21 protein-coding genes are annotated in these 26,835 nt (G+C 52.5%); 14 read left to right on the forward strand and 7 right to left on the reverse strand.

The window, feature by feature from the left end; translation table 11 throughout:
• Positions 1-157: 157 nt before the first annotated feature.
• The 11 genes from BUB30_RS01765 (at position 158) to BUB30_RS01815 (ending at position 10,742) form a co-directional block, all read left to right on the forward strand.
• A complete protein-coding gene (locus BUB30_RS01765; protein ID WP_073130411.1) occupies positions 158-2,221 on the forward strand; it encodes a M13 family metallopeptidase in 2,064 nt (687 codons plus the stop codon).
• A 254-nt stretch (positions 2,222-2,475) separates the two neighbouring features.
• Positions 2,476-2,655: a 30S ribosomal protein THX gene (locus BUB30_RS35540; RefSeq protein WP_073130414.1), complete on the forward strand. Its 180-nt coding sequence runs from the start codon at positions 2,476-2,478 to the stop codon at positions 2,653-2,655.
• Between the two features lie 166 nt (positions 2,656-2,821).
• Positions 2,822-4,225, forward strand: a complete 1,404-nt coding sequence (locus tag BUB30_RS01775) for an anthranilate synthase component I family protein (protein ID WP_073130416.1) — start codon at positions 2,822-2,824, stop codon at positions 4,223-4,225.
• A gap of 52 nt (positions 4,226-4,277) precedes the next feature.
• Positions 4,278-4,844: an anthranilate synthase component II gene (locus BUB30_RS01780; RefSeq protein ID WP_073130418.1), complete on the forward strand. Its 567-nt coding sequence runs from the start codon at positions 4,278-4,280 to the stop codon at positions 4,842-4,844.
• A 47-nt stretch (positions 4,845-4,891) separates the two neighbouring features.
• Entirely contained in the window at positions 4,892-5,878 is a 987-nt protein-coding gene (trpD, locus tag BUB30_RS01785; protein WP_073130421.1) for an anthranilate phosphoribosyltransferase, read from the forward strand.
• A gap of 12 nt (positions 5,879-5,890) precedes the next feature.
• Positions 5,891-6,688 (forward strand): indole-3-glycerol phosphate synthase TrpC, encoded by a 798-nt coding sequence (gene trpC / locus BUB30_RS01790; RefSeq protein WP_073130424.1) that lies wholly within the window; start codon positions 5,891-5,893, stop codon positions 6,686-6,688.
• Positions 6,688-7,344 carry a phosphoribosylanthranilate isomerase gene (locus tag BUB30_RS01795; RefSeq protein ID WP_245804015.1) on the forward strand — a complete coding sequence of 219 codons (657 nt, stop codon included), beginning with the start codon at positions 6,688-6,690 and terminating at the stop codon, positions 7,342-7,344. The genes trpC and BUB30_RS01795 overlap by 1 nt, the downstream gene beginning before the upstream one ends.
• On the forward strand, positions 7,341-8,522 hold the full coding sequence (trpB, locus tag BUB30_RS01800; RefSeq protein ID WP_073130427.1) for a tryptophan synthase subunit beta: 1,182 nt from the start codon (positions 7,341-7,343) through the stop codon (positions 8,520-8,522). The genes BUB30_RS01795 and trpB overlap by 4 nt, the downstream gene beginning before the upstream one ends.
• Before the next feature lie 49 nt (positions 8,523-8,571).
• Positions 8,572-9,360: a tryptophan synthase subunit alpha gene (gene trpA / locus BUB30_RS01805; protein WP_073130430.1), complete on the forward strand. Its 789-nt coding sequence runs from the start codon at positions 8,572-8,574 to the stop codon at positions 9,358-9,360.
• Complete coding sequence (locus BUB30_RS01810) at positions 9,357-10,367, forward strand: bifunctional 3-deoxy-7-phosphoheptulonate synthase/chorismate mutase (RefSeq protein WP_073130432.1); 1,011 nt, start codon at positions 9,357-9,359, stop codon at positions 10,365-10,367. The genes trpA and BUB30_RS01810 overlap by 4 nt, the downstream gene beginning before the upstream one ends.
• A 24-nt stretch (positions 10,368-10,391) precedes the next feature.
• Positions 10,392-10,742: an ArsC family reductase gene (locus tag BUB30_RS01815; RefSeq protein ID WP_073130435.1), complete on the forward strand. Its 351-nt coding sequence runs from the start codon at positions 10,392-10,394 to the stop codon at positions 10,740-10,742.
• Between the two features lie 5 nt (positions 10,743-10,747).
• Here BUB30_RS01815 and BUB30_RS01820 read toward each other — a convergent pair whose 3' ends face one another.
• Positions 10,748-12,310 (reverse strand): sensor histidine kinase, encoded by a 1,563-nt coding sequence (locus BUB30_RS01820; protein ID WP_073130438.1) that lies wholly within the window; start codon positions 12,308-12,310, stop codon positions 10,748-10,750.
• A 36-nt stretch (positions 12,311-12,346) separates the two neighbouring features.
• A complete protein-coding gene (hemF, locus tag BUB30_RS01825; protein WP_073134651.1) occupies positions 12,347-13,264 on the reverse strand; it encodes an oxygen-dependent coproporphyrinogen oxidase in 918 nt (305 codons plus the stop codon).
• Positions 13,265-13,420: 156 nt separating this feature from the next.
• On the opposite strand from hemF, the gene BUB30_RS01830 reads away from it, so the two are divergent.
• Both BUB30_RS01830 and BUB30_RS01835 read left to right on the forward strand, forming a co-directional pair.
• Positions 13,421-15,514 carry an alpha-ketoacid dehydrogenase subunit alpha/beta gene (locus BUB30_RS01830; protein WP_073130440.1) on the forward strand — a complete coding sequence of 698 codons (2,094 nt, stop codon included), beginning with the start codon at positions 13,421-13,423 and terminating at the stop codon, positions 15,512-15,514.
• A 188-nt stretch (positions 15,515-15,702) separates the two neighbouring features.
• Positions 15,703-16,683: a 3-keto-disaccharide hydrolase gene (locus BUB30_RS01835; protein WP_073130443.1), complete on the forward strand. Its 981-nt coding sequence runs from the start codon at positions 15,703-15,705 to the stop codon at positions 16,681-16,683.
• 137 nt (positions 16,684-16,820) lie between these two features.
• On the opposite strand, the gene BUB30_RS01840 is transcribed toward BUB30_RS01835, so the two are convergent.
• The 5 genes from BUB30_RS01840 to BUB30_RS01860 all read right to left on the reverse strand — a co-directional run bounded on the left by BUB30_RS01840 (position 16,821) and on the right by BUB30_RS01860 (position 24,644).
• On the reverse strand, positions 16,821-19,520 hold the full coding sequence (locus BUB30_RS01840; RefSeq protein ID WP_073130446.1) for a GH116 family glycosyl-hydrolase: 2,700 nt from the start codon (positions 19,518-19,520) through the stop codon (positions 16,821-16,823).
• Between the two features lie 167 nt (positions 19,521-19,687).
• Positions 19,688-20,140, reverse strand: a complete 453-nt coding sequence (locus tag BUB30_RS01845; protein ID WP_143164730.1) for a hypothetical protein — start codon at positions 20,138-20,140, stop codon at positions 19,688-19,690.
• A gap of 10 nt (positions 20,141-20,150) precedes the next feature.
• Positions 20,151-21,533, reverse strand: coding sequence for an alpha-L-fucosidase (locus BUB30_RS01850; RefSeq protein ID WP_245804016.1), 1,383 nt, complete (start codon positions 21,531-21,533; stop codon positions 20,151-20,153).
• Positions 21,534-21,659: 126 nt separating this feature from the next.
• The gene (locus BUB30_RS01855; RefSeq protein WP_073130455.1) at positions 21,660-23,678 is read right to left on the reverse strand and encodes a thioredoxin domain-containing protein; all 2,019 of its coding nucleotides are present in this window, start codon (positions 23,676-23,678) and stop codon (positions 21,660-21,662) included.
• A 12-nt stretch (positions 23,679-23,690) separates the two neighbouring features.
• Entirely contained in the window at positions 23,691-24,644 is a 954-nt protein-coding gene (locus BUB30_RS01860) for a GSCFA domain-containing protein (RefSeq protein ID WP_073130458.1), read from the reverse strand.
• Positions 24,645-24,761: 117 nt separating this feature from the next.
• On the opposite strand from BUB30_RS01860, the gene nagB reads away from it, so the two are divergent.
• A complete protein-coding gene (gene nagB, locus BUB30_RS01865; RefSeq protein WP_073130460.1) occupies positions 24,762-26,666 on the forward strand; it encodes a glucosamine-6-phosphate deaminase in 1,905 nt (634 codons plus the stop codon).
• The last annotated feature ends 169 nt before the right edge of the window (positions 26,667-26,835 follow it).

The following is a 26,835-nucleotide window of genomic DNA, read 5'->3' on the forward strand; positions in this document are numbered from 1 at the left end:
GTAAGGTTATAATGCCCTTCTCTTAAATCCGGGGAGACGCAACGTGGGGGATGGACGGAATGCTGTTTGCCGGTGGGCAAACCTGCCGCCGACCATTCACCCATCCAACCGTTAGCCTTTTTACGGCTTATGATTATATTCGCGAAACTCTTAACCTATGAAAAAACTAGTGCATGTTGTCCTCGCAGGAGTTGCCCTCACTGCGGTGTCCTGTTCTACAAGGAAAGTGGAAGAAGAAAAGCTGCCCGACGGTGTGGGGCTTAATCTTTCCTATGTAGACACGACCGTGCGTCCGCAGGATGACTTCTTCAAGTATGTGAACGGCGGTTGGATTGCCAAGACCAACATTCCTGCCGACCAGGGTCGCTGGGGCTCTTTCAATGAGCTTCGCGAATACAATAACGATGTGGTCTTGAAAGTGCTGAAGAAAGCGGCTGAAAATACGCAGCTCTATCCCGAAGGCACGGATCAGCGCAAAGCTTCCGATTTCTATTCGATCGGCATGGACTCTACCCTCGCCGAGCGCGTGGGCATCACGCCCATCAAACCCATCATGGCCCAGATCGACGCCATCAAATCCAAAAACGACATTCAGTCCTACCTCGTGGAAGACGTGCTGACCGGCGGCGGGGCTTTTTTCGGCCTGGGCATTTTGCCGGATCTGAAAAACAGCAAGAAAATGGGGGCGTACCTTGGTTCGGGGGGTATCGGATTACCCGAGCGCGATTATTATCTGAAAGACGACCCGAAGTCAAAGGAGACGCGCGAAAAATACAAGGAATACCTGACCAAGCTTTTCACGTTGGCCCAGGTGCCTGAAGCCAAAGCCAATGCCGACGCCGCCCTGGTGCTGCGCCTGGAAACGGACCTGGCAAAGGCCACGCTCAGCAAAGAAGACAGCCGCGACCCCGTGAAGCAATACAACCCCAGAACGCTGGCAGAATTGGCCAAGCTAACACCCTCCATAAACTGGAAAGCCTATTTTGACGGGTTGAACGTACACGAAGACACGATCATCGTGACCGAGCCCGAGTTCATGAAGGCGTACGAAAAGATTGTGAACACCTACAAGATCGACGACGTGAAAACGTATTTGAAAGCGGCTCTGCTGCGGGGCTCCGCCCCGTTCCTGAACCATGATTTTGTGGATGCATCGTTCGAATTCAACACCAAATACCTCCGCGGCACCGACAAGATGCGCCCCCGCTGGAAGCGCATACTGGATGTGACCGACAGCTATCTCGGCGAAGCCATAGGCAAACTCTATGTCGACGAAGCCTTCCCGCCCGAAGCCAAGAAAAAGGCCCTGGAAATGGTGGAAAACATCAAATTGGCCTTTGCCGACCGCATCAACAGCCTCGACTGGATGTCGGATTCAACCAAGAAAAGTGCTTTGCACAAGCTGAGCACCTTCACCGTGAAGATCGGCTATCCCGACAAGTGGCATGACTATTCGAAGTTGGCCATCGAGAAAGCGCCCGAAAAAGCCTCTTATTTTGGCAACGCCCTGGCCGCATCGCGCTTCCAGGTAATCGAACAGATCGAGAAACTGGGCAAGCCGGTCGACAAGACCGAGTGGCAGATGACTCCCCAGACCGTGAATGCCTACTACAACCCGCTCTTCAACGAGATCGTGTTCCCTGCCGGCATTTTGCAACCGCCTTTCTATGACTATCGTGCCGATGAGGCCGTAAACTATGGTGGCATCGGTTCGGTGATCGGCCACGAGATCTCCCACGGCTTTGACGACCAAGGCAGCCAGTTCGATGCCGACGGCAACCTGAAAAACTGGTGGCAAGGCGTTGACCTGACCAAGTTCCAGGGCAAAGGCAAAGCCTACGCAAAACAGTTCGATAAATATGAACCCCTGCCGGGCGTGTTTGTGCAAGGCCAGTTCACGCTGGGTGAAAACATCGGTGACCTCGGCGGCATCGCGGTTGCCTATGAAGGCCTGCAGCGATTCTATAAAGACCACAAAAAACCGGGTCTCATCGATGGGTTGACACCGGAACAGCGCTTCTTCATGTCGTGGGGCACCATCTGGCGCACCAAGTATCGCGACGAAGCCCTCCGCACCCAAGTGCTCACCGATCCTCACTCACCGGGCATGTACCGCGCCAACGGACCGCTTTCAAACTTCGAACCCTTCTATAAAGCATATGATGTGAAAGAAGGCGATAAGATGTTCAGACCGGATAGCGCGCGAGTAAAAATCTGGTAACAGAAATTCATTTTGAACCGCCTCACCTTCGCTAAAGCTTCGGCGAGCGCGGTTAGAGGTAAAGGCGCAAAGGTTGACGGAAAGACCTTTGCGCTTTTTTCTTTGCCTGCCTGCCGAAGCTTTTAGCGAAGGAGGGCGCCGCTCTGCGCTCGCCGAAGCTTTAGCGAAGGTGAGGCGCTTTAAAATTTTTCTACGCTAAGTTTGTTATAAAACGATTACTTACTATTATTGCCCTCGCAAAGAGCAACCATAACATGGGAAAAGGAGATAAAAAGTCGAAAAAAGGAAAAATCTGGAGAGACTCTTACGGAGTTTCCCGTAACAAAAAGGCCCTGAAAGCAAAACTGAAAAGAACAGCTTCCAAGAAACCTGTAACAACTGAAGCCGCTGGTGAAGCAGCAGCAAAACCGAAAAGAACTACGACTAAGAAATAAGCTGTCGAAGATCAAATGATAAAGTTTACAAACATTGCATGGTGGTGGCACAGATCGGGATCCGATATGTGAACAGCCTTGTTATGACTTTTAAAATAAGCCGAAGGCCTGCTGTTCACAGCAGGCCTTCTTTTTTTGTCCAAACTCAATCCATAGCTATACGCCGATGAAGTACAAATTGAAAACCTACTCCAAAAAACTGCTGGCCGACACGCTCACGCCCGTGAACATCTACCTCAAGTTGCGCGATGTGTATGCCGGTAGCATTTTGCTGGAAAGCTCCGATTATCACGGTCATGAAAACAGTCTTTCTTATATCTGCTGCGATCCACTCGCTTCGTTCGAAGTGAAAGGCAACGCCGCCGAATACCGTTATCCCGACGGCAAAACGGAGAAAGAGACCATCACCCGCGTGGGCCAGGTCACCACCATGTTGGAGAATTTCAAGAATGCCATCGAGCCCGATAACATTCCCTCGGCGTATGCCAACTGCGGCTTGTTCGGCTACATCGCCTATGATGCCATCCGTTTCTTTGAGGATGTGAAGATCGATCAGAAGGAGCAAAGCATCCCCGATGTGTTGTACAAGTTGTACCGCTATGTGATCATCGTCAACCATTTCTCCAACGAGTTGAGCTTGTATGAGCATTGCTATGCCGGCAAGGGCGAATGCCACAGCACGTTGGACCGCGTGGAGCAGATCATTTTCAGCAACAAGTTCTCGACCTATAAATTCTCCCTCACCGACGGCGAGACCTCCAACGTGGACGACGAAGAGTTTGTGAAGATCGTGGAGAAAGGGAAGGAGCATTGCTACCGCGGCGATGTGTTCCAGATCGTGTTGTCGCGCCGGTTCACCACCGGTTTCAAGGGCGATGAGTTTAATGTGTATCGCGCGCTGCGTTCCATAAACCCGTCGCCTTATCTGTTCTATTTTGATTATGGAAGCTTCAAGCTTTTTGGCTCGTCGCCGGAAGCGCAGTTGCAGGTGAGCCACGGCAAGGCCCATATCTACCCAATTGCCGGCACGTTCAGACGTTCGGGCAACGACCAGGAAGATGCCGCCATCGCCGAGAAACTGGCTGCCGATGAAAAAGAGAATGCCGAACACGTCATGCTGGTCGACCTGGCGCGCAACGACATGAGCCGCAATGCCGAGCATGTGACGGTGGAGGTATTTAAGGAGATCCAATTCTATTCGCACGTGATCCACCTGGTTTCGAAAGTGACGGGTACGTTGAAAAAAGACACTTCCGTCGTGAACATCGCGGCCGATACGTTTCCCGCGGGAACGCTTTCGGGAGCGCCAAAGCATATGGCCATGACGTTGATCGATAAATATGAAAACATCAACCGCAGTTTCTACGGTGGCGCGATCGGCTTTATGGGATATGACGGTTCCTTCAACCATGCCATCATGATCCGGACGTTCCTGAGTCGTGAGAACAAATTGATCTACCAGGCGGGCGCCGGCGTAGTGTCCAAGTCCAATTCCGAAAGCGAGCTGCAAGAGGTGAACAATAAACTGACAGCGTTGCGCAAGGCAGTTTTAATGGCAGAGAAAATTTAAAACATCAACCGAAAAGAAATCATCACACGCAAAAGCAAATCAGTATACACACATGAAAATTCTTGTTCTCGATAATTACGATTCTTTTACTTATAATCTCGTCCACATCCTGCGGGCGTTGAACTATTCGCTTGACGTTTTCAGGAACGATAAGATCGCGCTGGAGGCTGTGAAGGCTTACGATAAGATCCTGCTGTCGCCAGGCCCGGGCATTCCCGACGAAGCCGGCATCATGAAGCAGGTGGTGCGCGAATATGGTCCGACCAAAAGTATCCTGGGCATTTGCCTGGGTCATCAGGGAATAGGCGAGGTGTATGGAGCATCCTTGTTCAACATCCCGAAAGTGCTTCACGGTGTCACGTCGGTGGCCACGGTGACCGATCGCAACGAATATCTTTTTAAGAATGTGCCCGACACATTCCAGGCTACTCATTACCATTCCTGGGCCATAAAACCCGAAACGCTCACCGACGACCTGCGCGCCACCGCCACCAACGACGACGGGCTCATCATGGGATTGACCCACGTGCGCTACGATGTGAAAGGCCTGCAATTCCACCCCGAATCCATCATGACACCCGAAGGCCCCAAGATGGTGGAGAACTGGCTGAAACATTGATCACCCCGCATTCAGACCTCATACAAAAGCATTCAATACAAAACAACATGAAAGAAATTCTCAACGAACTCATCGACCACCGCTCGCTCACCAAGGAGTCGGCGAAGAAAGTGTTGGTCGATCTGGCGTCCGGAAAATATAATCCCAGCCTGACCACGGCCTTCATGACCGTGTACATGATGCGCAGCATAACCGTAGACGAACTCCAAGGCTTTCGCGACGCCATGCTGGAGCTTTGCGTGCCGGCGAAATTTGATCAGCCGGTGATGGACGTCTGTGGAACGGGCGGCGATGGCAAGAACACCTTCAACATGTCGACATTATCCTCTTTTGTGGTGGCGGCCGCGGGACAACCCGTTGCCAAGCACGGCAACTATGGCGTGTCGTCGGCCTGCGGATCGTCGAACTTGTTGGAATATTTCGGTTACAAGTTCACAAACGACCTCGACGAATTGAAGCGCAGTCTTGACCGGGCGAACATTTGCTTTATGCACGCCCCGCTCTTTCACCCGGCCATGAAAAACGTGGCACCTATACGCAAGGAGTTGGGGGTGAAGACATTTTTCAACATGCTGGGTCCCATGGTAAACCCCGCTTTTCCTACGCGACAGTTGGTAGGCGTGTTCAGCCTGGAGCTGGCGCGACAATACGGGTACCTATATCAGAATACTGAAAAGGATTTTGTCATTCTCCACTCCATCGACGGATACGATGAAGTGTCGCTGACGGGCCCGTTCAAGTTCTTCTTCAATGGAGGAGAAAAAATGCTGGAGCCGGCCGACCTGGGCCAACCCCGATTGGTGCATGACGACATTCGCGGTGGCAATACCGTGGAGGAATCGGCCAAGGTGTTTATGAATGTTTTGGAAGGGAAGGGCACGCCCGCGCAAGTATCGGCCGTGATCGCCAACGCGGCGATGGCTTTGTATACCGGCCATCAAAAAGAAGGCTTGCCCCGCGCGGTGGAACGCGCCACCGATGCGCTCAAATCCGGGAAGGCGTTACAGTCTTTCAAAAATCTGATGGGAAAATAAAACAAGATCGACATGAACATATTGGACGAGATCATCGCCTATAAAAAGAAAGAAGTTGCCGATCGCAAGGAACTCTATCCCGTGAAGCTGCTGGAGCAAAGCCACTACTTTGCCACGCCACCCGTGTCATTGAAAAAATACATCCAGCGCGACGACCTTTCGGGGATCATTGCCGAGATAAAACGCAAGTCGCCTTCGAAAGGAGTGATCAACCCGCATGTGTCGGTGGAGCGCACCTCCATTGGCTATATGCAGGCCGGCGCTTCCGCCTTGTCGGTGCTGACGGACACGAATTTCTTCGGGGGTAGCAATGACGATTTGATGACGGCGCGAAAATTTAATTTTTGCCCCATCCTCCGGAAAGATTTTACCATCGACGAATACCAGATCGTGGAAGCCAAGTCGATCGGCGCCGATGCCATCTTGCTCATCGCCGCCGCCTTGCCGCCGGCACGCGTAAAAGAACTGGCCGCATTTGCGCATTCCTTTGGACTGGAGGTTTTATTGGAGGTACACAACGAAGAAGAACTGAACGCCAACCTCGACGCCCAAGCCGACCTGATCGGCGTGAACAACCGAAACCTGAAAACTTTTGAACTCAGCGTGGAAATATCTAAACAGCTGGCCAAACGGATCCCCGACACGGTGGTGAAAGTTTCGGAGAGCGGCATCGAATCGGTGGCCACCATTCTTGAATTAAAAAAATATGGCTACGAAGGATTTTTGATGGGGCAAAACTTTATGCAACACGCCCGTCCCGAAATCGCCGCAAAGGAATTTATCGACGAGTTGAAAAAAGCAACGCACTGATGGCGCCGTACACGGACATAAAGCTGAAGATCTGTGGTATGCGGGATGGTGAAAACATCCGGGAGGTAGCGGCGTTGTCGCCACAGTATATGGGCTTTATCTTTTATCGTAAGTCACCCCGGTTTGTCGGCGATGATTTTGTGATGCCGGCCATTCCGGCAAGCATAAAAAAAGTGGGTGTCTTTGTAAATGAAACCACGGAGACCATCCTGAACCTGGCCTCGCGGTATGACCTCACCCTAATTCAACTGCACGGGAACGAAACGCCGGAACAATGCCGTGAACTGAAAGCTAAAGGACTGGGGGTTATCAAAGTGTTTTCGATGGGAGAGGACTTTGATTGGAGTGTCGTGCAACCTTACAAACCCGTGGCCGACTTTTTTCTTTTCGATACCAAAGGAAAATACTACGGTGGCAATGCCCAAGCTTTCGACTGGTCGCTGCTTCAACAGTACGACCAGGAAATTCCCTTCTTCCTGAGTGGGGGATTGTCGCCAGAAAATATTGGAAACATCACGGGGCTAAAAGACATGAACCTTTACGCACTGGACGTGAACAGCGGGGTGGAAGATAGCCCCGGCGTGAAGAACATATCAAAAATCGAATTTGTCCTTGAGAAATTAAAATCATTGAGTGATCTAAACCTGAAAGCATGAAATACACTGTAAACGAAAAGGGATACTATGGCAAATTTGGAGGCGCCTACATTCCCGAGATGCTTTACCCCAACGTGGAAGAGCTGCGCACGCGCTACCTGGACATCATTTACGAAGAAGGCTTTCAAAAGGAGTTTCATAAACTGCTCCGCGACTATGTGGGACGCCCCACGCCGCTGTACCTGGCGAAACGCCTTTCCGAAAAATATGGCGCCACGATTTATTTGAAGCGCGAAGACCTGTGCCACACTGGCGCGCACAAAGTAAACAACACCATTGGTCAGATCCTCCTGGCCAAACGCCTGGGCAAGCAAAAGATCATTGCTGAAACCGGCGCAGGCCAACACGGCGTAGCTACGGCAACGGTATGTGCGCTGATGGGAATGGAATGTATTGTTTACATGGGTAAAATTGACATGGAGCGGCAACGCCCCAACGTGGAACGCATGCGCATCCTGGGGACCACAGTGGTTCCCGCACTGAGCGGCAGCATGACCCTGAAAGACGCCACCAACGAAGCCATGCGGCATTGGATCAACAACCCCACGGATACACATTACATCATTGGATCGGTGGTAGGACCCCATCCTTATCCCGATATGGTCGCTCGCTTTCAATCGGTGATCAGCGAAGAAATGAAAAAGCAATTGCAGGAGGAGATCGGCAATCCTTATCCTGACTATGTGTTTGCCTGTGTCGGTGGAGGGAGCAATGCCGCTGGAGCGTTCTATCATTTCCTGGACGATGAACACGTCACATTGGTAGCATCCGAAGCTGCTGGCAAAGGAGTCGACAGTGGCGAGTCTGCAGCCACAACGGCACTCGGGAAACCCGGCGTGCTCCATGGAAGCAAAACGATCCTGATGCAGACGGAAGACGGTCAGGTGGTGGAGCCCTACTCCATCTCGGCCGGGTTGGACTATCCCGGCATCGGGCCCATCCATGCCCACCTGTTTGATGTGGGAAGAGTAAAGTTTGTAAGCGCCACTGACGACGAGGCCATGAACGCGGGCCTGGAGTTGAGCCGGATGGAAGGCATCATCCCCGCTATCGAATCAGCGCACGCGTTGGCAGCATTAAGTCAATTTACATTTGAAAAGGACGACGTGGTAGTGGTCAATTTATCGGGCCGTGGCGACAAGGATTTGGAAACGTATATCCGTTGGGGAAAATATTAGTAATACCGGTCGAGCACTCCGAGCACACATCAACCTTAATAAGAAGAAAATGAAAAACAGGATCAAAGACCTTTTCGCAAGTGGGAAAGGAAATATATTGTCAGTGTACTATACCGCCGGCTTCCCAACATTTGACAGCACGGCCGCCATTGCCACCGCCCTGGAAAAAGGTGGCGCGGATATTATCGAGATCGGCATTCCCTATTCCGATCCCGTAGCTGACGGACCAACGATACAAGAGAGCAACAAGATCGCCCTGGAGAATGGCGTCACCTTGCCAAAAATCCTGGAACAGGTGAAGCTCATCCGCAAGACGGTTAAAATTCCGATCATCCTGATGGGCTATGTAAATCCCGTCATGCAATACGGCATCGAACGCTTCGCTAAAGACGCCGCCGCGGCAGGCGTAGACGGCGTTATTTTGCCAGACCTGCCCATGGACGCCTTCCTGGCGGAATACAAAACCACTTTCGAGGCCGCAAACCTCAGCAACACGTTCCTGATCTCGCCCACCACGTCAGAGGACCGTATCCGCAAGATCGACAACGAAACAGACGGCTTCATCTATGCGGTTTCTGCTTCCAGCATCACGGGCGCCAAGGGCGAGTTCGCTGATACGCAGTTGCAATATTTCGACCGGCTGAAGACGATGAAGTTAAAAAATCCTTTCCTCATTGGTTTCGGCATTTCAGATCACGCCACGTTTGCCAAGGCATCGTCCTATGGAGCAGGAGCGATCGTGGGCAGCGCCTTTATCAATGTGCTGAAGAAGTCTGCGAACGTCGCCTCCGACAGCGAGGCCTTTGCCGTATCACTCAAAAACAACTCCAAGTCATGATCATTCAACTGCAACCGTCGATCGCGACTGCCGACAAAGAGGCGATCATCAGCAAGAGCAAGTCCCTCGGTTATAAGACCACCGAAGTAAAAACGCAAGAGCATGTTTACCTTGTCGGAATCGGCAAAAAAGAATTCGACATCCGCCTGCTGGGACATATGCCCGGGATCGCCGACATCCACCGCGTTTCGGACGACTACAAGCTGGTGTCGCGCAAATGGAAAGTAGACCGGACACACCTCGACCTCGGCGATGGCGTGATCATTGGCGACGGCACGTTGTCCATCATGGCCGGACCGTGTTCCATCGAGAACGAATCGCAGGTGCAACAAACGATCGATCACCTGGTGTCACAGGGTGTGCGCATCATGCGGGGTGGTGTTTTCAAACCGCGCAGTTCACCCTACGCTTTTCGCGGGCTTGGGGTGGAGGGCCTGAAGATGTGGCACACGCTGGCGCGCAAGGCGGGCATGAAGATCATCAGCGAGGTGATGCAGGTGAGCCAGATCGCGGAGATGCATGACTATGTAGATGTCTTCCAGGTGGGCGCGCGCAACACGCAGAACTTTAACCTGCTCGATGAATTGGGGCGGGTAGATAAAGCCGTGATGATCAAGCGCGGTATTTCGGGGACGATCGAAGAGTTGCTGTACTCCGCTGAATACGTCTTTGCCGCGGGCAACGAAAAACTCCTGCTGTGCGAGCGGGGCATCCGCACGTATGAACGTGCCAGCCGCAACACCTTGGATATAAACGCCATCCCAATCCTGAAAGAAAAGACCCATTTGCCTGTGATCGCCGACCCTTCCCACGGCATCGGCATACGCGAATATGTTGAACCCGTAGCGTTGGCTGCCGTCATGGCTGGTGCCGATGGCGTGATCTACGAAACCCATCAAAAACCGGAGGAAGCGGCGTCGGATGGACAACAAACGCTCGACTTCAAGGAATCAGAACGACTGATCCGCAAGTTGCGGAAGGTATACGAACTGCGCGAAAATTTTTAACAGACTCAAATCCCCTATATCGCTATGACCGTCTACGGCATAAAAAATTGCAACACCGTGAAAACCGCGATGGACTGGCTGAAGCAGCACAACGTCACCGTCGACTTTCACGACTACAAAACCAAGGGCATCACGGCCGCTAAGCTAAAGGAGTGGAGCAAGCAAGTAGGATGGGAGAGCCTCGTGAACAAGCGCGGCACCACTTGGCGTCAGCTCGACGAATCGGAGCAAGCCAAAGTCACCAGCGAAAAAGCAGCCATCGATTTGATGATGGAAAAGACTAGCGTGATCAAGCGACCCCTCATCGAGCAGAACGGTAAGGTCATAGCGCTAGGCTTCGACGAAGCAGCCTATGTAAAAGTCTTTAAGAAGTAAGGTCGTCAGACGGGCAACAGGATCCTGAACGTCGTTCCCTGGTGAGGAACGCTCTCTACCTCGATGGAGCCGTTCAATTTTTCGACCTGCTGCTTCACCAGGTAGAGCCCGAGTCCTTTGCCGGGGATGTGGTCGTGGAAGCGCTTGTAGAGTTTGTACAAGTCTTGCTGGTAACGAGTCAGGTCGATGCCCAAACCGTTGTCGGCCACTTCCAGGATCAGCATGCGGTCTTTCAACACCGAGGTGATATGGATCGTGGGCTTCCTTTCCGGTGAACGGTATTGGATGGCGTTGCTAATCAGGTTGTATAAAATGCTGCTGAGGTAGGCCCGTATGGAAACAAAGGCTTCGCCATGCTTGAAGTCGTGCGTGATCGCGATGTTGTTCTCCACGATAAACGTTTTCAATGATTCCGTGATCACGGACAATACCTCTTCCAGTTCGACGCGCTCATTGATGTTGAATTTATCATGACGGATATCGATGATCTTGTTGAGGTCCTTGATGACCGTTTCCAGCGACAGGGCCGATTGCTCGATCAGCTTGAGGATGTGTTTCTTGTCATCCTCGTTTTCGGTGAGGTTTATGATATTGATCAGCCCCAGCAAACTGGCCACAGGGCCGCGCAGGTTGTGGGAGACGGTGTATGAAAATTGCTCCAACTCCGAGTTGCGCGACACCAACTGTTGATTCGTCTGCACCAGGTCTTGCTTCTTCTCGGCCAGCAGGTGTTCCAGCAATTCGTTCTGATTTTCGAGTTCCACCTTCTGCTCTTCGATCTTGTGATTGGCCATCATCAGGCTCTCCTGACTTTGCATCAGCTCTTCACTCTGCGCCTGGATCTCTTCATTCTGCGTTTCAATATCCTGGTTCAACCGGTAGAGATCGCGGTTGTTCTTTTCCAGTTGAGCATTTTTGTCGTTGAGGTTGTCGATGAGCCTTTCATTGAGCAGCTCGAAATCTTCAAAAAGGTTTTTGAGGAATACGATGGCGCCCATCAGGAACAAACCCGCTGCCAAAATGGTGAGGTTGTTTCCGAAGTAGCGATAAAAGCCATATTCCCCGTGTCGGTCGGCGCTGAAATAAAAGAGCGTGGGATCGATGGTGATCAGGATCAGGATATTGATGCCCACCGCGGGAATGAGTAGCCTCCGTTCGCGAACGCTGAAGACCATGAGCGGGATAATGCTGGTCGCCAGGATGACGCAAAACAATTGAGGGCTGCGGGGCAAATAATGAAACAGGTCCGGATTTTTCCACCGCGGCAGGAAGAGAATGGCACAACACGCCACGGGCACCAGCACGCTGAGGATGAAGCGACTCAGGTTAAACCGTCGGGCATCATTCAACACCAGGATGCCACACAACAACACCATCACACCGAGGTTGATCGACGACGAAACGCTGAGGCGTCCGTGGTTGCGTATCAGCGAATGAAGAAATGTCGTGCTGGCCAGGGCGATCGTGATCAGCGCCAACGCATTGGTGAGCACAATGGTGCGCATGAGCGAGCGCGACAAGGCACGGTGAATGCCCGCGTATAAAATTCTCTGGATAAAACTTTTCAATGTAACGAGGTCAATTTTTTGGTTCGCAAAGTAGGTTTAGGCTGGACTCCAATCAATACCTTTTATCAACAAAGCCTGTGTGGCCGCCTCGGGTGAACCCGGTGCAGGCACATGATTATATTCCCATTGCGCTTGAGGGGGCAGGCTCATGAGGATGGATTCTGTGCGTCCATCGGTATCCAGCCCGAACTTGGTGCCGCGGTCCCACACCAGGTTAAACTCCACATAACGCCCGCGTCGAAGATATTGCCATTGTTTCTCCTGCTCGGTGTACGGCAACCCATGATTCTTTTTCATCAGTTGTGTATAGATCGGGGCAAAAGCCGACCCGACACTTTTAACAAACTCAAAACGCGATGCTTTGTCGAAGGGAGGATCACCTTTCAGGTAATCGAAAAATATGCCGCCGACACCGCGGGTCTCCTGGCGATGTTTGATAAAGAAATAGTCGTCGGCCCATTTCTTAAAGTCTTTGTAGTAGGCAGGATCGTGACGGTCGCAAACGGACTTTAACTGCGCATGAAAATAATGCGCATCTTCTTTGATAACATAGTGTGGTGTGAGATCGATGCCGCCGCCGAACCACCAGGTGCCGTTGCTCATTTCAAAATACCGTACATTCATGTGAATGATCGGCACCATGGGATTGTAGGGATGCAAAACAATGGACACCCCCGTCGCAAAGAAATCCGGCTCAGCACCCGGCTCGATGGCCATGGTCTTCAGCACCGGTTCAGGAGTCTTTCCCCACACGGCCGAAAAATTGACGCCCCCTTTTTCGATGATGTTGCCCACCGTGAGCACCCGGCTCACACCTCCGCCACCACCGGGTCTTTCCCAGGGGTCGCTGATGAATTTTGCCTTGCCGTCGGTGACTTCTAACTGTTCGCAGATGTCTTGCTGGAGTGAGGTGAGCCAGTCGCGTATTTCTTCTTTTGTGGGCATCGTGGACATTCCGTGCAAAGGTATGAAAGGCAGGTACGAATAAGAAGGATTGTCTCTAAAATTCCACACCGTGCATTCGCCGTTCATCACATACTTCAGGGGTGTATCAATCGTTTGAAATAAAGTGAAATATGTATCTTTAACACGAGACCAACCCAGTTCAACATGTCCCTGACAACCCCTTCACCGGCGCGTCGGAAGCTGAAGCCCGAAGTAGACCGCGAAATTCTGATGAAGGCCTTCGCGCTGATGTGCCAGGCCCGCCGCATGGCCGAGACCTACGATGAGAAGAGAGACGTCTGCGGTAAGTACGTCCACAGCACGTCGCGCGGTCACGAAGCCATCCAACTGGCCACCGGCCTTCAACTGACGGCGATCGACTACCTGTCTCCCTACTATCGCGACGAATCCATTTTGTTGGGAATCGGATTGTCCCCCTACGAACTCATGCTGCAACTGATGGCCAAGCGCGACGACCCGTTCACGAGTGGCCGGTCCTACTATGGACATCCCGCGCTGCGCCGCGAGGGCCTGCCGGTCATCCCACACCAAAGCTCAGCTACCGGCATGCAGGCCATCCCGGCCACCGGCATGGCGCAAGGCATTGCCTACCTGGAATCGCAAGGACTAAAAGAAGCCAATGGAGCGCTGGTAGTATGCTCGTTGGGCGATGGTTCTGTAACGGAAGGCGAAGTGGCCGAAGCATTCCAAATGGCGGTCCTGAAGAAACTACCCATCCTATACCTGGTGCAGGATAACGGTTGGGGTATAAGCGCCACCGGCAAGGAGATGCGCACCATGGACGCCTATGAATATGCCGGAGGTTTCAAAGGCATGGATCGCATGGCCGTTGATGGCGCAGACTTTATCGATTCTTACCTGGGCATGCGAAAAGCCCTCGAGACCGTGCGCAAAAAAAGGAGCCCCATGCTCGTGCACGCCACGTGCCCGCTATTGGGCCACCACACCTCGGGTGTAAGAAAGGAATGGTACCGCGGCGACTCGCTGGAAGAAGCCCGGCAGAACGACCCCATCGATCGCTTGCGCGAATACTTGTTGCAGCGCGGTGAAACCGAGGAAACACTGTGGGCCATTCAAACCGAAGCCGCGGCAAAAATTTCTGAAGCCTACGAGCAGGCAAAGGATTCACCCGATCCGTCGCAGTCTGATTTTGATACGCATGAATTTGCGCCACCTGCCATCGTCACCGAACAAGGCGAACGGCAACCCGAAGGCGGAGAAAAAGTACTCATGGTCGATGCCGCCTTGCACGCTGTGGACGACCTTTTAAAAAATCACCCGGAAGCTTTGTTCTACGGCCAGGATGTGGGCCGCCGTCTCGGTGGTGTATTTCGCGAGGCGGCAACGCTGGCGCAGAAATATGGCGACGAACGCGTCTTCAACACGCCGATCCAGGAGGCCTATATTGTCGGGTCAACGGCCGGCATGTCGGCCGTGGGAGCGAAGGCCATCGTGGAGATCCAGTTTGCGGATTACATCTGGCCTGGGATGAACCAATTGGTGGAAGAGCTTTCGAAGAGCTGCTACCTGTCGCACGGAAAATTTCCCGTGCAGTCGCTCATTCGCGTTCCCATTGGTGCCTATGGTGGTGGCGGGCCCTATCATTCCGGGAGCATAGAGTCGACGTTGCTGACGATACGCGGCATAAAAGTGGTGTATCCGTCGAATGCGGCCGACATGAAAGGATTGTTGAAGGCATCGTTCTATGATCCCAATCCGGTGGTGCTGTTGGAGCACAAAGGATTGTATTGGTCGAAAGTGCCGGGCACCGAAGAGGCTAAAACCATTGAACCGGACGCGGATTACGTCGTCCCTCTCGGCAAAGCAAATATTGTCCAATGGGCCGCCGAAGAAAAAGTGTCGGAGGGATCGAGCGCCGTCATCATTACGTATGGCATGGGTATCTATTGGGCAAAGGAGGCTTCCCGTTCATTCGAAGGACGGGTGGAGATCATAGACTTGCGCACGTTAAATCCCATCGATTGGGAAGCGATCACGCTGGCCGTAAACAAACATGGCCGGGCGTTTGTGCTCACGGAAGAGCCCTTGCTCAACTCCTTCGCCGAATCGCTGGCGGGTCGTATTCAAAGGGAATGTTTTCGCTCGCTCGATGCCCCGGTATGGACCTTGGGTGCGGCAAACCTCCCCGCCGTTCCGCTCAACGTTGGCCTGGAAAAAGCCATGCTGCCCAACGCGGAAAAAGTCAGGGCCGCCCTGGAGGAGTTGCTGAATTTCTGATGGATACAACGGACTATCTATACGCATTTTAAAAATACCTTGGGTATACTCCGCGAAGAAGCCAAATCACGACAGCAGGCCTGCAAATCGTTTATCCACCCATCCCGAAAGAGTTGTGAAAATAATTGAAATTAATGCATATTTGATTCTGCATGAACCGTCTACAACCGGTCTTTAAAAAACGAATTATGAAAAAGATAGTACACACGAAAACACGCAATGCCTCGTCACACATTTGGCATGCCGCCCTCTGCGGCATGATGATCTTCCTGTCTGCACTCAGTGCCTACGCCCAGGAAGTCGATCCTACGCGCCCGATCGAGGGACGATGGGACATCACCGTAGAACAGGACGGCAAATCCCTTCCCTCGTGGCTGGAAGTTGAACATTCGGGACACCATACCTTGGTAGGCCGTTTTTGCTATGCTTTCGGCAGCGCCCGTCCCATCTCTAAAGTAACTTACGCCGACGGCAAATTCAGCTTCGCCATCCCCCCGCAATGGGAACCTGGCACGAGCGACATGTCGTTCGAAGGAACCGTTTCCGGTGACAAGCTCACGGGCACCATGGTGTATACCGATGGCAAAACCTACAACTGGACCGGGGTGCGCGCGCCATCGCTCAAAAGACAAAGTGAGCCGGTTTGGGGTGCTCCTGTGACCTTGTTCAATGGTAAAGACCTCAAAGGATGGCACCCACAAGGCGCCACCAACCAATGGGTGGTAGAGAATGGCGTGCTTCGCAGCCCTAAATCAGGATCTAACCTGTTGAGCGATCAAACCTATAATGATTTCAAACTTCACCTGGAATTCCGCTACCAAAAAGGCAGCAACAGCGGCGTGTATCTGCGCGGCCGCTATGAAGTACAGATCGAAGACAGCAAGGGCAAAGAGCCTTGGTATGGTTTTCTCGGCGGTGTCTATGGACTTATCACTCCCAGCGAAATGGTGGCCAAGGATGCCGGCGAATGGCAGACCTACGACATCACCCTGGTGGGCCGCCATGTGACCGTGGTTGCCAATGGCAAGACCATCATTTCAAACCAGGCTATCGCGGGCCCCACCGGTGGCGCCATCGATAGCAAGGAAGGCGAGCCCGGCCCCATTTTGTTCCAAGGCGATCATGGGCCTATCGACTTCCGTAACATTGTGATTACACCCGCGAAGTAGAATCATTTTTAATAGCAGAGGCGCAAAGAAAAAGCCAAGCTCTCATGCTCGGCATTCTCTTTGCGCCTTTTTTTTGCGTCTTGGCGTCTTTCCCTGCTCGCCGAACCTTTAGCGAAGGTGAGGCGGTGAATTGTATTTCAAGTCGTAATGAGCAGACTCTCGCCCGCCGAAAGCGTAACCGGCTTCTCCAAAACAATGCTGAGCTCAGCCCCTTGTTGAGCAACAGTGGCTTTCAACGTATCCGCGCCGTGACGCACCGTAACAAATTTCACTTTAGCGCCATCCATTTTCTCAATTCCGATCTTCTGTAACGTCAACGTGCCGTACTTCACATCCAGACGGTGCTCCTGTTGTTTTCCGGATTTCTGCTGAGCATAGGTACCCCATCCTGCTGCCGCTGTAAATGGAGCTTTGAAGTTTTCCTTGTTCAGACGCGGCGCAAATTTGATATAGCGCTGTGGCCCATGATACTCAAACCCGCAAGCTGTAATGAACGTACCATAGCTGGCCATCGCACGGGCATAGTGGTCGCTGCATTCCACTTCGTTGAAGGGATTGCGTTTGGCGGCATGATAGCGGTCGTGGATGGTCCGGGTTAGGATGAGCGCTTCTTCCGTCATCCCTTCGGCCATCATGTGGGCGGCCACCTGGTGCTCGAAGCCGCTCATGCATTCGTGGAAATAGGTGACCTGCCACGCATCCTTCACGCCATAGGGCAGGGGATCGCGTTTGGGATTGGTGTTCATGATCATGCCCCCCTCGCCCGGCAAGGCATACGGCCGGCCGCCGTGATGTTCTTTCAAATAGGGACCGACGTCCGTGGTAAAGTTGTATTTCCACAACGCGCGCAATGCCGAGAGGGTCTTCTGCTGGTCGATCACCCGACCTAAACCTACCTGGTGCGCCCAACTTTGGCCGTACACCTGGTCGATGTGACACGTATCGTAGGAGCCGATCACAGTCTTGCCTTTGGTGGCATCGGGCCGGTGAATGAAATATTCGCCATTGAACAACAGTTTCTCCAGGTTGGCTTTGCCGGTGTCCACAAAAGTTTTGCATTGACTGGCGAAAGCGGGGTCGTTCATCTCCCCGGCCATGCGTTGGCCGGCTTTGACACACGCCAGCCCAAGCCCGACAATCCAGGCGATTTCTCCGGGCCATTTTGCGTCGAGCGTGTTCTCGAGTTGCGTGTCGATCATGCCGTCGCCATTGGTGTCTTGCTTCAGCACAAATTGAATGGCTTGTTTTGTATGGGTCCAGTTGCGTTTCAGGAACGCATCGTCGGTGCTCATCTGGTGCTCGCGATAGATGCCCAGGATCCTTCCAGCCTGGCCATCGATGGAAGGCTGTTCGTCATACTCACCGCGGAAGCCAATGTGGCCATCGTCGTGAAAGGCAATGCCGAGGTCCACGCGCTCACGGGTGTCGCGTTCCAACGCAGGGAAGATGCGGGCCATGGCGTGCGCATACTGCCACACGTGATTGCATGTACCCGGGCAGCTTCCCACTCCCTCCCAGGCATAGAACCGCCCGGATTGAAAACGGTGACAGGTGGTGGTGGCCAGCGTAGAGATGTTGAGGAAGGTGCGTTCCAGGAACCAGTACGGCAAGGTGCTTTCGCGATACCACGTGTCGCACCAAAGGTTGGTTTGGGCGGAGAGCTTTTCAAAATGCTGGTGAATATACCCGGCCACCTCCACCGACGATTTGAAGCGGTTGGCATAATATCGACCGCCTTCTTTCTTCAAACTCTCGAAGGTGAGATTCGGATAATACCAGGCGATCACATAGTGCAGCGTTTTTGTTTCGCCGGAATTCAGGGTAAGGTCATTTCCTACACTGGCGATGGAAGGTTTTCCGTTCTCGGTCTTGGTTTGTTCGCGATGATCTTCCGTGAACAAGGCATCTGCAAACTCCAACTGGGCCGCGGTATTGACCCTTGTATTTTCATTCAGAGATGCCAGGCAGAAATTGCCATAGTCATGAGCGCTCTTGAAAGGTTCATCCGCCCAATTGTAGCTGTCGGTATATTCCAGGACGGCCGAAAGCCCGTCTTTTACCAAAGCTTTGTTGACGCGGAAATATTGCTGATCGATGGCTGTGTATAAACACGATTTGTTCTCCAGCCACCCCGTTATGCTGGCTTTTACCGGGGTATTACTTTTATTTTCAATCGAAAAACTGAGTATCGTGCCGGGCAAACCTGAATCATCTTCGTCCAAGGGAATGAAGGGTGAATAGGCTTTTAATAGCACGGTCACCGGCAGGGCAGGATCGGTATAACGGATCGTGGCCATCGGGTAAGTGGCCTCGAAAGCAATTTCTTCCCAATCTTCCTGTTGCAGGCGTTTGATCACCTTTTTTCCTTCATACTCCAGGCGAATGGCAAAGCCCTGTTCCAACGGTCGCACGTCTTTCACTGGCTCCACATAGTTGGCGCCATCAAAAGGGCGCACATAGTCAAAGTTGAACTGGATCTTTTCGTGCCACGGGACATTCTTATAGACGACGCCCGTTTGATTTTTGTTGAATACATCCCATAGCCAAAGCCGGCCATCACCACCCAGATAAACCATGCCGGTCTGGATGCCACCCACGGGCATGCCGATGTAAGTAAGTTCGTTCCGGCTTTTCAAATACGTGGTCGCCGTGCCACGATCATAGAGCGACCTGATCCATTTCGCGTCCAGTTTTTTTTCCAGTTGCGCGCCCGGGTTCTCTTTCTTTTCGGGAGATGAACTATCGCCGAACGCGGCATGGGGCGCGGCCAGCATTCCGGCAGAGAGCAGGCCAGATTGCTTCAGGAAACTGCGGCGTTTTATAAAATTGTTTTTCATGTCGTTAAGATCTCTGGAGGTTGCTAGTCAAACTTAACGAAAAGCAGGAAGGAGTAAAAATTAAAAAGCCCCCTCGTCCCGTGCACAAAGGCCTCCACGCAGCTTCGCGAGGGTGTGAAGGATGGATTGGAGAAAGAATATTATTCCGCAGCAGTCCTGATTTGAACTTAAGGTTTCACGGTCTTTAGCATGTCGTGAACGGCCGTGAGGTCTTTGAGGGTTAAATCGTAACCCATGCGGATATAGCGATTGGTGATCTCTGCTTCTATCTTGATGATGCACATCACGTCATTGTGAACGACCAGGGCATAGCGATTGTTGGGGAGAGAGGAAAAGCCACGGTTGAAGGTCTGAATGGCGGCAGAAGAGAAGCCGATGTCAATGTAATTTTTTTTGGCAACAGGGTCGTACATGATGTCCGTAATGTAGTCGACCTGGTCGAGGTTTAGGATGGGCTTCTTTGAAATACATACTTTAGCGCCCCCGATGAGCATCGGCACTTCGTTTTCGCAATGCACTTTTTTAGTGGACGGCGAAAGCATGTACACGCCCTCATTGTGCTCCTGCACATGGGGTGCCCAGAGCAGCAACATCCATAAATATGCGAGCGGCGAGATCACAAGAGTGTAGTTAGTAAAGTGCTATATTCGAGATCAACGGGCAGGCCCGGGCAGCGGTTATGTTCACCCGGATTTTTTCCGCCTGCGCGGGATCTATCTTCAAAATGCGCTTGTAACCGATCGTCGTTCCTCCGGCCAGCGGATGCCACGCGCCATCGTGAAAACTTTCCACGGTAAACGATTTTACGCGCTGACCCAGCTTGATGTATTCCTGAAGAAGTATAAACTTGATCTCCTTCGTCTTGTCCAGCGTGACTTCGAACGTGCCAGTAGTTTTGTCGTCGTCAGTGGCCCAGTAAGTTTCCGGGTTTCCGTCGGTTGTGTTCGCGGCGGCGTATTGATCGGAATGACCGCGATAGTCCTCGGCTTCGGCGGGGGCGTGCAGGATGAGGTTGGTCTTGAAGGTCGAGTCCAGGAGTGCGCGCCATCCCTGGAGGGCTTTGATGTCGTTTTCATGGAACAGTCCTCGGCGGTCGGGGGGCACGTTCAGGAGCAGGGTGGAGCCGCGTCCTACCGAGGTCAGGTAAATTTCGAACAGCTGCTCCGGTGTTTTCACAAGCGAATCTTCTTCGGCGTGATAGAACCAACCTGGCCGGATCGACACATCCACCTCCGCGGGCACCCAATGATCGCCTTCGGGGTCGCCTTCATTCAGCAATTTTTCGATGCCGGGTTTGCCCGCAAACAAGGTGTCGGTGCTGATGGTGTTCCAGTTGGTTTCGCCGGCCAATCCTTTTTCATTTCCTACCCAGCGCACGCCGGGTCCGGCATCGCTAAAGAAGAGAATGTTCGGTTCCATTTTCCGGACCATATCCAACGTGGTGGGCCAGTCATAATAGGTCGAGCCTTTGATCTTGCGCATCTCACGTTTGCCACCATAGTAGCCATCGCCACCGTTGGCACCGTCGAACCACATTTCCACGACCGGGCCATACGCGGTGAAAAGTTCCTTCAGCTGGTTGCGGTAGTAATCAACATAGGCGGGCGTGCCATAGTCGGCCCGGTTGCGATCCCACGGTGATAGATAGATGCCAAATTTCAAGCCGTGCTTTTTACAGGCCTCCGACACGGCCTTCACCACATCGCCATGACCGCCTTCAAATGGACTGTGCTTCACCGAGTGCTCGGTGTATTGGCTCGGCCACAGACAAAACCCATCGTGGTGTTTGCAGGTGAGGATGGCGGTTTTGAACCCGGCATCTTTCAGCGTGGTGATCCACTGATCGGCGTTGAACTGGGATGGATTGAAAATGGAAGGACTTTCATCCCCATAGCCCCACTCTTTGCCCGTGAAGGTGTTGGTGGTAAAATGCAGGAACGCATTCGTTTCCATCGCGTGCCAGGCCCGCTGTGAGGCCGACGGCACGGGGCCAAAGGGTTGGGGAGGTGCCACTTCTTTTTTGGGAGCACACGAAATTAAACAGAGCACGAACAGAATTATCCCGACGGATCGCATAGAAAAAACTTTTGCTGTGAATATACAGAAATGCGTTCTACACGACACATCCTTCCCGCGTATTTATTGAATTTGTGACAACGCCTCTTCAACGGTGTGCACCGGCAGGCGGCAGGTCTTGTTATAACACACGTATAAGGTAGGCCGATCCCCCAAGACGGGTTTGTCCTGCAATAATGGAAGATCACTTTTATCTTCTGTACCCTGCACCAAGGTGAAGGGTAAATAATGCTGACCCCATTCCCGGCGGAGAACACGTAAGCCCTTGCCTGTCATAACGATCTCGGCCATACCTTTCCGGACCTCGGTGTGTGCGATCGCCCACTGCGACATATAGTTTGGTTCCGATTTCACCAAATGGGAGAGACTCTCGGTCATGGCCACGGCCATCTGCTTCCAGTGATCGTTATCCAAAAGTGTACCGGCATGAAAAAGGTTCTGAGCCATGATCGCGTTGGAAGACGGGATAACATTGTCGAAGATTTCCTTTTTTCGCGAAAGTAAGGGCTCTGCGGTCAGCGATGAATAATAAAAATAACCGTCCGTGGCGTCATAGAATTGGGCCAGCGTGTAGCCAATCAGTGCGGTGGCGCGATGAAGCCATTCTTCCCGGAATGTGGCCTGGTATAGTTTGAGTTGCGCCTGGATCATATACGCATAGTCGTCGAGGAAGCCGGTGGTGACGCTGTGTTTGCCTTTCCAGGAGCGGTATAGGATGTCGCCGTTTTGAAGCGAGGCTGTCAAAAAGGTCATGTTCTTTTCGGCGGCATTTAAAAATCGGTCGTCCGCAAATACGCGGTAAGCATCCACCAGGCCGCACACCGTCATAGCGTTCCAGGCGGTGATCACCTTGTCGTCCAACCCAGGCCTGACCCTTTTGGCGCGCGCGGCGTGCAAGGTTTTTTTGGCCCGATCCAGGATGATCTTCCAGGTGTCGGAGTCCAGGTGATGTTTCTGTAAAAACTCCGCTTCGGGTTTGTGGCGCGTCAGGATGTTGTTGCCATGCTCCCAATTGCCTTCCGGTTTTATGTCATAGTATTCCGCCAGCAGCGGCTCATCCTTACCCAACAGCTCCTGCAATTCGGCTTTCGTCCATATATAATATTGTCCTTCCACACCTTCGCTGTCGGCATCCAGGGCGGAGTAGAAGCCTCCCAGGGTGTGCGTCATTTCCTGTTGCAGCCAGTCGAAGGTTTCATAAACGGTTTCCTTGAACCGTTCGATCCGGGTCACGGCGTAGGCCTCGGAGTAGAGGCTTAGGAGCTGCGCGTTGTCATAAAGCATTTTTTCAAAATGGGGCGCGAACCAATAAGGATCCACCGAATAGCGGGCAAATCCGCCGGCGAGCGTATCATAAATTCCACCGGCAGCCGTGCGTTGCAACGTGATGACTACCTGCTGAAGCGCCGCCTCATCTCTCGTGAGGTGATGATAGCGCAGCAAAAAGAGCCAAACGGAAGGCATGATGAATTTTGGTGCACGGTCCATGCCGCCCCACTGCGTGTCGAAATGTGACTGTAGTTTTTTGAAGGCATCGGCAAGGTCGGCGGTCAGCCCTTCTCCCTGGTAAGGTTGCTTGAAGCGCTGTACATCCGAGCGCAGCAAATGCAACCGCAGCTCTTCGGCAGTGTCTTCGATTTGCGCGCGATTTACCTGGAAGGCCTTGTGAATATTCTGCAACACCTGCACCCAGGACGACGGTGAGAAATACGTGCCGCCAAAAAAAGGTTTTTGCTCAGGCGTCAGAAACACATTCAGCGGCCATCCACCGTTGACCCCCAGCGCCTGAACGGCCTCCATATATAGTTGATCGATGTCTGGCCGTTCTTCGCGATCGACTTTGATACAGACAAAGGCATCGTTCATCACTGCCGCAATATTGTCGTGCTCGAACGACTCACGTTCCATCACATGGCACCAATGACAAGACGAATAGCCAATGCTTACCAGGATAGGCTTTCCTTCGCGTTGTGCTTTTTCCAAGGCCTCGGCTCCCCATTCATACCAATCCACCGGATTGTGCGCATGCTGCAGCAGGTAAGGCGATGTGGAATGGATCAGGCGATTGGTTGAGGTGGGCATGTCTTTTATGGATTAGGGTAGGAGTTGTGATTTTACAAAAGCGATCTCTTTTTCAAGCGGCACCGTGGCCTGCAAAGCTTCCAGTTTTTTTAACGTCTCATGAAGAAATCGCTGGTGTGCCTTGGACGCGGTGTGAAAGGGCCGATGTTCTAATGCAGCCCGGATGTTGTTCCATTGATCCGTAAATTTCTTTAGGGCGTCTGAAAAATAGCGTTGACCAAAGTGCTGCCAGATATAGTCTTCGGCCACCTCCGTGGGATGGATGAGGTCGGCCTTATAATAGCGATAGTCGCGCAGGTCGTCGATCATCAACTCATAGGCTGGAAAGTAATCGACATTCTCATGCGTCGTCGAAAGCGTGTGACACGCGGTTCGCAGCACAGCTTTGCTCACGCTATTCAGCTCCAGGGTATCTTTTACATGTCTGACGGGGCTCACGGTAAGAATGATCTTCAGATTGGGATTGAAAGTCATCAACTCACGATACAAGGCATCGAACGAATCCACGATCTCCCGTTCGGGTACCAATACTTTGTCAAAATCCTGGCCGGGCATCTTATGACAGTTCGCAACATGCTCGCCCGTGTCCTTTCGGATATAACTCCAGGCGGTTCCATACGTGAGAATCAACCACGGCGTGTCTCTGAGGAAGTAATGGGCCGATCCGATGACCTGCTTTAGCGTTTGCCGAAGTTTCTCTGGCTCGAGTGCAGAGATTTCTGAATGAAAGTCATAATTTAGGAAGACGTCGTGGTGTTGTAGAAAGGTTTGCGGCGGCGGCATTTCGTTGAAAATAGCGTAGCGCAAAGCTTTGTGGATAGCGTGAGGGTTGTAGAGAACCCCAAAGGGATTGGCCATGACCGCCATTTTGGAGGCCAGCATACGTTGGCCCATGCTGTGTGCGAAACAGGAGCCCAACGTCAAAATCTTGTCGTAAAGGCCCATTTGAGGGGTCTTTGACGTCATGCTAACGATTGTTCGAAAGTGGTCCATAAAATTATGTTTCCGCAAACACTTGAAAATTTCGAGCTTTTTGTAATACTTTAGCCTTTGATAAGCAATTGATCAAACCAAGTCAAAATTATGAATAACGACCTTACGGCCTTTGAAAAAATTCCTGTAAAAATCTTTAGCACTTCCGAAGAAGGCTCCGTCCACGTAGCCCGCGAAATTGCTGCCCTCATCAAGTCGCGTCAAAAGGAGAACAAGCCTTGCGTGCTGGGGCTTGCCACCGGCTCAACGCCAACCCGCCTCTATGCCGAGTTGATAAAGATGCATCAGAAAGAAGGCCTGAGCTTTAAAAATGTTTACACGTTCAACCTGGACGAATACTATCCCATGCCCCCCGATGCCCTGCAAAGCTACGTGCGGTTCATGCGCGAGCATTTGTTCGACCACATCGACATCCCCAAAAAGAACATCCACATCCCCGACGGCACACTGGCCAAAGATGATGTCCAGGATTTCTGCAAAAGCTATGAAGAAAAGATCGACCGTCTTGGCGGCCTCGATATTCAGATATTAGGTATCGGCCGTACGGGCCACATCGGTTTTAACGAACCCGGCTCTTCCGAAAAATCCCTGACCCGCCTGGTGACCCTCGACCAGGTTACCCGCATCGATGCGGCCAGCGATTTCTTTGGCGAGGAAAACGTTCCGCGCAAAGCCATCACCATGGGTGTGGGCTCGATCATGAAAGCCAACAAGGTATACATGATGGCCTGGGGCGAAGGCAAATCGTCCGTGATCAAGAAGGCTGTTGAAGGCCCGATCACCGATCAAATCCCTTCCTCATTCCTGCAACGTCACCGCGATTGCACCGTGGTGCTGGACGACGCCGCATCGTCGGCGCTCACCCGCATCAAAACGCCCTGGATCCTGGATAGCGTTAGCTGGAACGAAAAACTTATCCGCAAGGCCGTGGTATGGCTCTGCCAGAAAGTGAGCAAACCCGTTTTGAAGCTCACCAACCACGACTACATGGAACACGGCATGAGCGACATCATCACCGAATTCGGCTCGGCCTATAAAGTGAACATCAAAGTATTCAACTTCCTCCAACATACCATCACCGGATGGCCCGGCGGAAAACCCAATGCCGACGACACCAACCGTCCCGAACGCGCCAAGCCTTTCCCCAAACGCGTGGTCCTCTTCTCGCCACACCCCGACGATGACGTGATCTCGATGGGAGGAACCTTCATCCGCCTGGTAGACCAAGGACACGAAGTGCACGTAGCCTACCAAACTTCCGGCAACATCGCCGTATTCGACGACGACGCCATCCGCTTCGCCGACTTCGTGCGCGATTTCAATGACCAGTTCGGCCTGAGCAAAGCCGACGGTGCACGCTTCTACAAGAAAGTGGTACAATCCCTCCAGAAGAAAGGCCCCGGTCAACTGGACAGCCCCGAAGTGTTGAAGATCAAAGGCTTGATCAGAAGGGGAGAAGCCAAAGCAGGTGGTCGCTATGTGGGCATCCCCGACGAACAAATGCACTTCCTCGACATGCCGTTCTACGAAACCGGCGCCGTGAAAAAGAAACCCCTCGGTGAAGAAGATATCAAAGTGGTGATGGAGATCCTGGAGCGCGTGAAACCCCACCAGGTCTACGCCGCCGGCGACTTGTCAGACCCGCACGGAACACACCGCGTGTGTCTCGCCGCCATCTTCGAAGCCCTGAGACGCCTGAAGAAAAAGCCGTGGGCAAAAGATTGCTGGGTATGGCTATACCGCGGCGCATGGCAAGAGTGGGACATCGACCAAATCGAAATGGCCGTACCCCTCAGCCCCGACGAACTCATGCGCAAACGCCGCGCCGTCTTCAAACACCAATCACAAAAAGACAGCGCCATGTTCCCCGGCAGCGACAAACGCGAATTCTGGATGCGCGCGGAAGATCGAAATCACGCGACCGCGAATGCGTATAATGACTTGGGACTCGCGGAGTATGAAGCGATGGAAGCGTTTGTGAGATACAAATTCTAGGAGGCGGTCATCAGGAGCCAGAATCCAGGAGCCAGGAGTCAGAATTTTTCTGGAGTCCTGATCCGGATGAGAATCTGGTAGCCAGACTTGCAACCGATAAATAGAGAAGCCGGGGATATCTATCCCCGGCTTCTTTTTTATTCATAAAAAAATCAAAACACTCCCTAAC

It is taken from the genome of Chryseolinea serpens, from assembly GCF_900129725.1.
Taxonomy (GTDB): Bacteria; Bacteroidota; Bacteroidia; order Cytophagales; family Cyclobacteriaceae; genus Chryseolinea; species Chryseolinea serpens.

Excerpts from the sequence above, each read along its gene's own strand:
- BUB30_RS01765 (WP_073130411.1), top strand. The coding sequence starts at position 158 with ATGAAAAAACTAGTGCATGTTGTCCTCGCAGGAGTTGCCCTCACTGCG.
- BUB30_RS35540 (WP_073130414.1), top strand. The coding sequence starts at position 2,476 with ATGGGAAAAGGAGATAAAAAGTCGAAAAAAGGAAAAATCTGGAGAGAC.
- BUB30_RS01775 (WP_073130416.1), top strand. The coding sequence starts at position 2,822 with ATGAAGTACAAATTGAAAACCTACTCCAAAAAACTGCTGGCCGACACG.
- BUB30_RS01780 (WP_073130418.1), top strand. The coding sequence starts at position 4,278 with ATGAAAATTCTTGTTCTCGATAATTACGATTCTTTTACTTATAATCTC.
- trpD (WP_073130421.1), top strand. The coding sequence starts at position 4,892 with ATGAAAGAAATTCTCAACGAACTCATCGACCACCGCTCGCTCACCAAG.
- trpC (WP_073130424.1), top strand. The coding sequence starts at position 5,891 with ATGAACATATTGGACGAGATCATCGCCTATAAAAAGAAAGAAGTTGCC.
- BUB30_RS01795 (WP_245804015.1), top strand. The coding sequence starts at position 6,688 with ATGGCGCCGTACACGGACATAAAGCTGAAGATCTGTGGTATGCGGGAT.
- trpB (WP_073130427.1), top strand. The coding sequence starts at position 7,341 with ATGAAATACACTGTAAACGAAAAGGGATACTATGGCAAATTTGGAGGC.
- trpA (WP_073130430.1), top strand. The coding sequence starts at position 8,572 with ATGAAAAACAGGATCAAAGACCTTTTCGCAAGTGGGAAAGGAAATATA.
- BUB30_RS01810 (WP_073130432.1), top strand. The coding sequence starts at position 9,357 with ATGATCATTCAACTGCAACCGTCGATCGCGACTGCCGACAAAGAGGCG.
- BUB30_RS01815 (WP_073130435.1), top strand. The coding sequence starts at position 10,392 with ATGACCGTCTACGGCATAAAAAATTGCAACACCGTGAAAACCGCGATG.
- hemF (WP_073134651.1), bottom strand. The coding sequence starts at position 13,264 with ATGTCCACGATGCCCACAAAAGAAGAAATACGCGACTGGCTCACCTCA.
- BUB30_RS01830 (WP_073130440.1), top strand. The coding sequence starts at position 13,421 with ATGTCCCTGACAACCCCTTCACCGGCGCGTCGGAAGCTGAAGCCCGAA.
- BUB30_RS01835 (WP_073130443.1), top strand. The coding sequence starts at position 15,703 with ATGAAAAAGATAGTACACACGAAAACACGCAATGCCTCGTCACACATT.
- BUB30_RS01840 (WP_073130446.1), bottom strand. The coding sequence starts at position 19,520 with ATGAAAAACAATTTTATAAAACGCCGCAGTTTCCTGAAGCAATCTGGC.
- BUB30_RS01855 (WP_073130455.1), bottom strand. The coding sequence starts at position 23,678 with ATGCCCACCTCAACCAATCGCCTGATCCATTCCACATCGCCTTACCTG.
- BUB30_RS01860 (WP_073130458.1), bottom strand. The coding sequence starts at position 24,644 with ATGACGTCAAAGACCCCTCAAATGGGCCTTTACGACAAGATTTTGACG.
- nagB (WP_073130460.1), top strand. The coding sequence starts at position 24,762 with ATGAATAACGACCTTACGGCCTTTGAAAAAATTCCTGTAAAAATCTTT.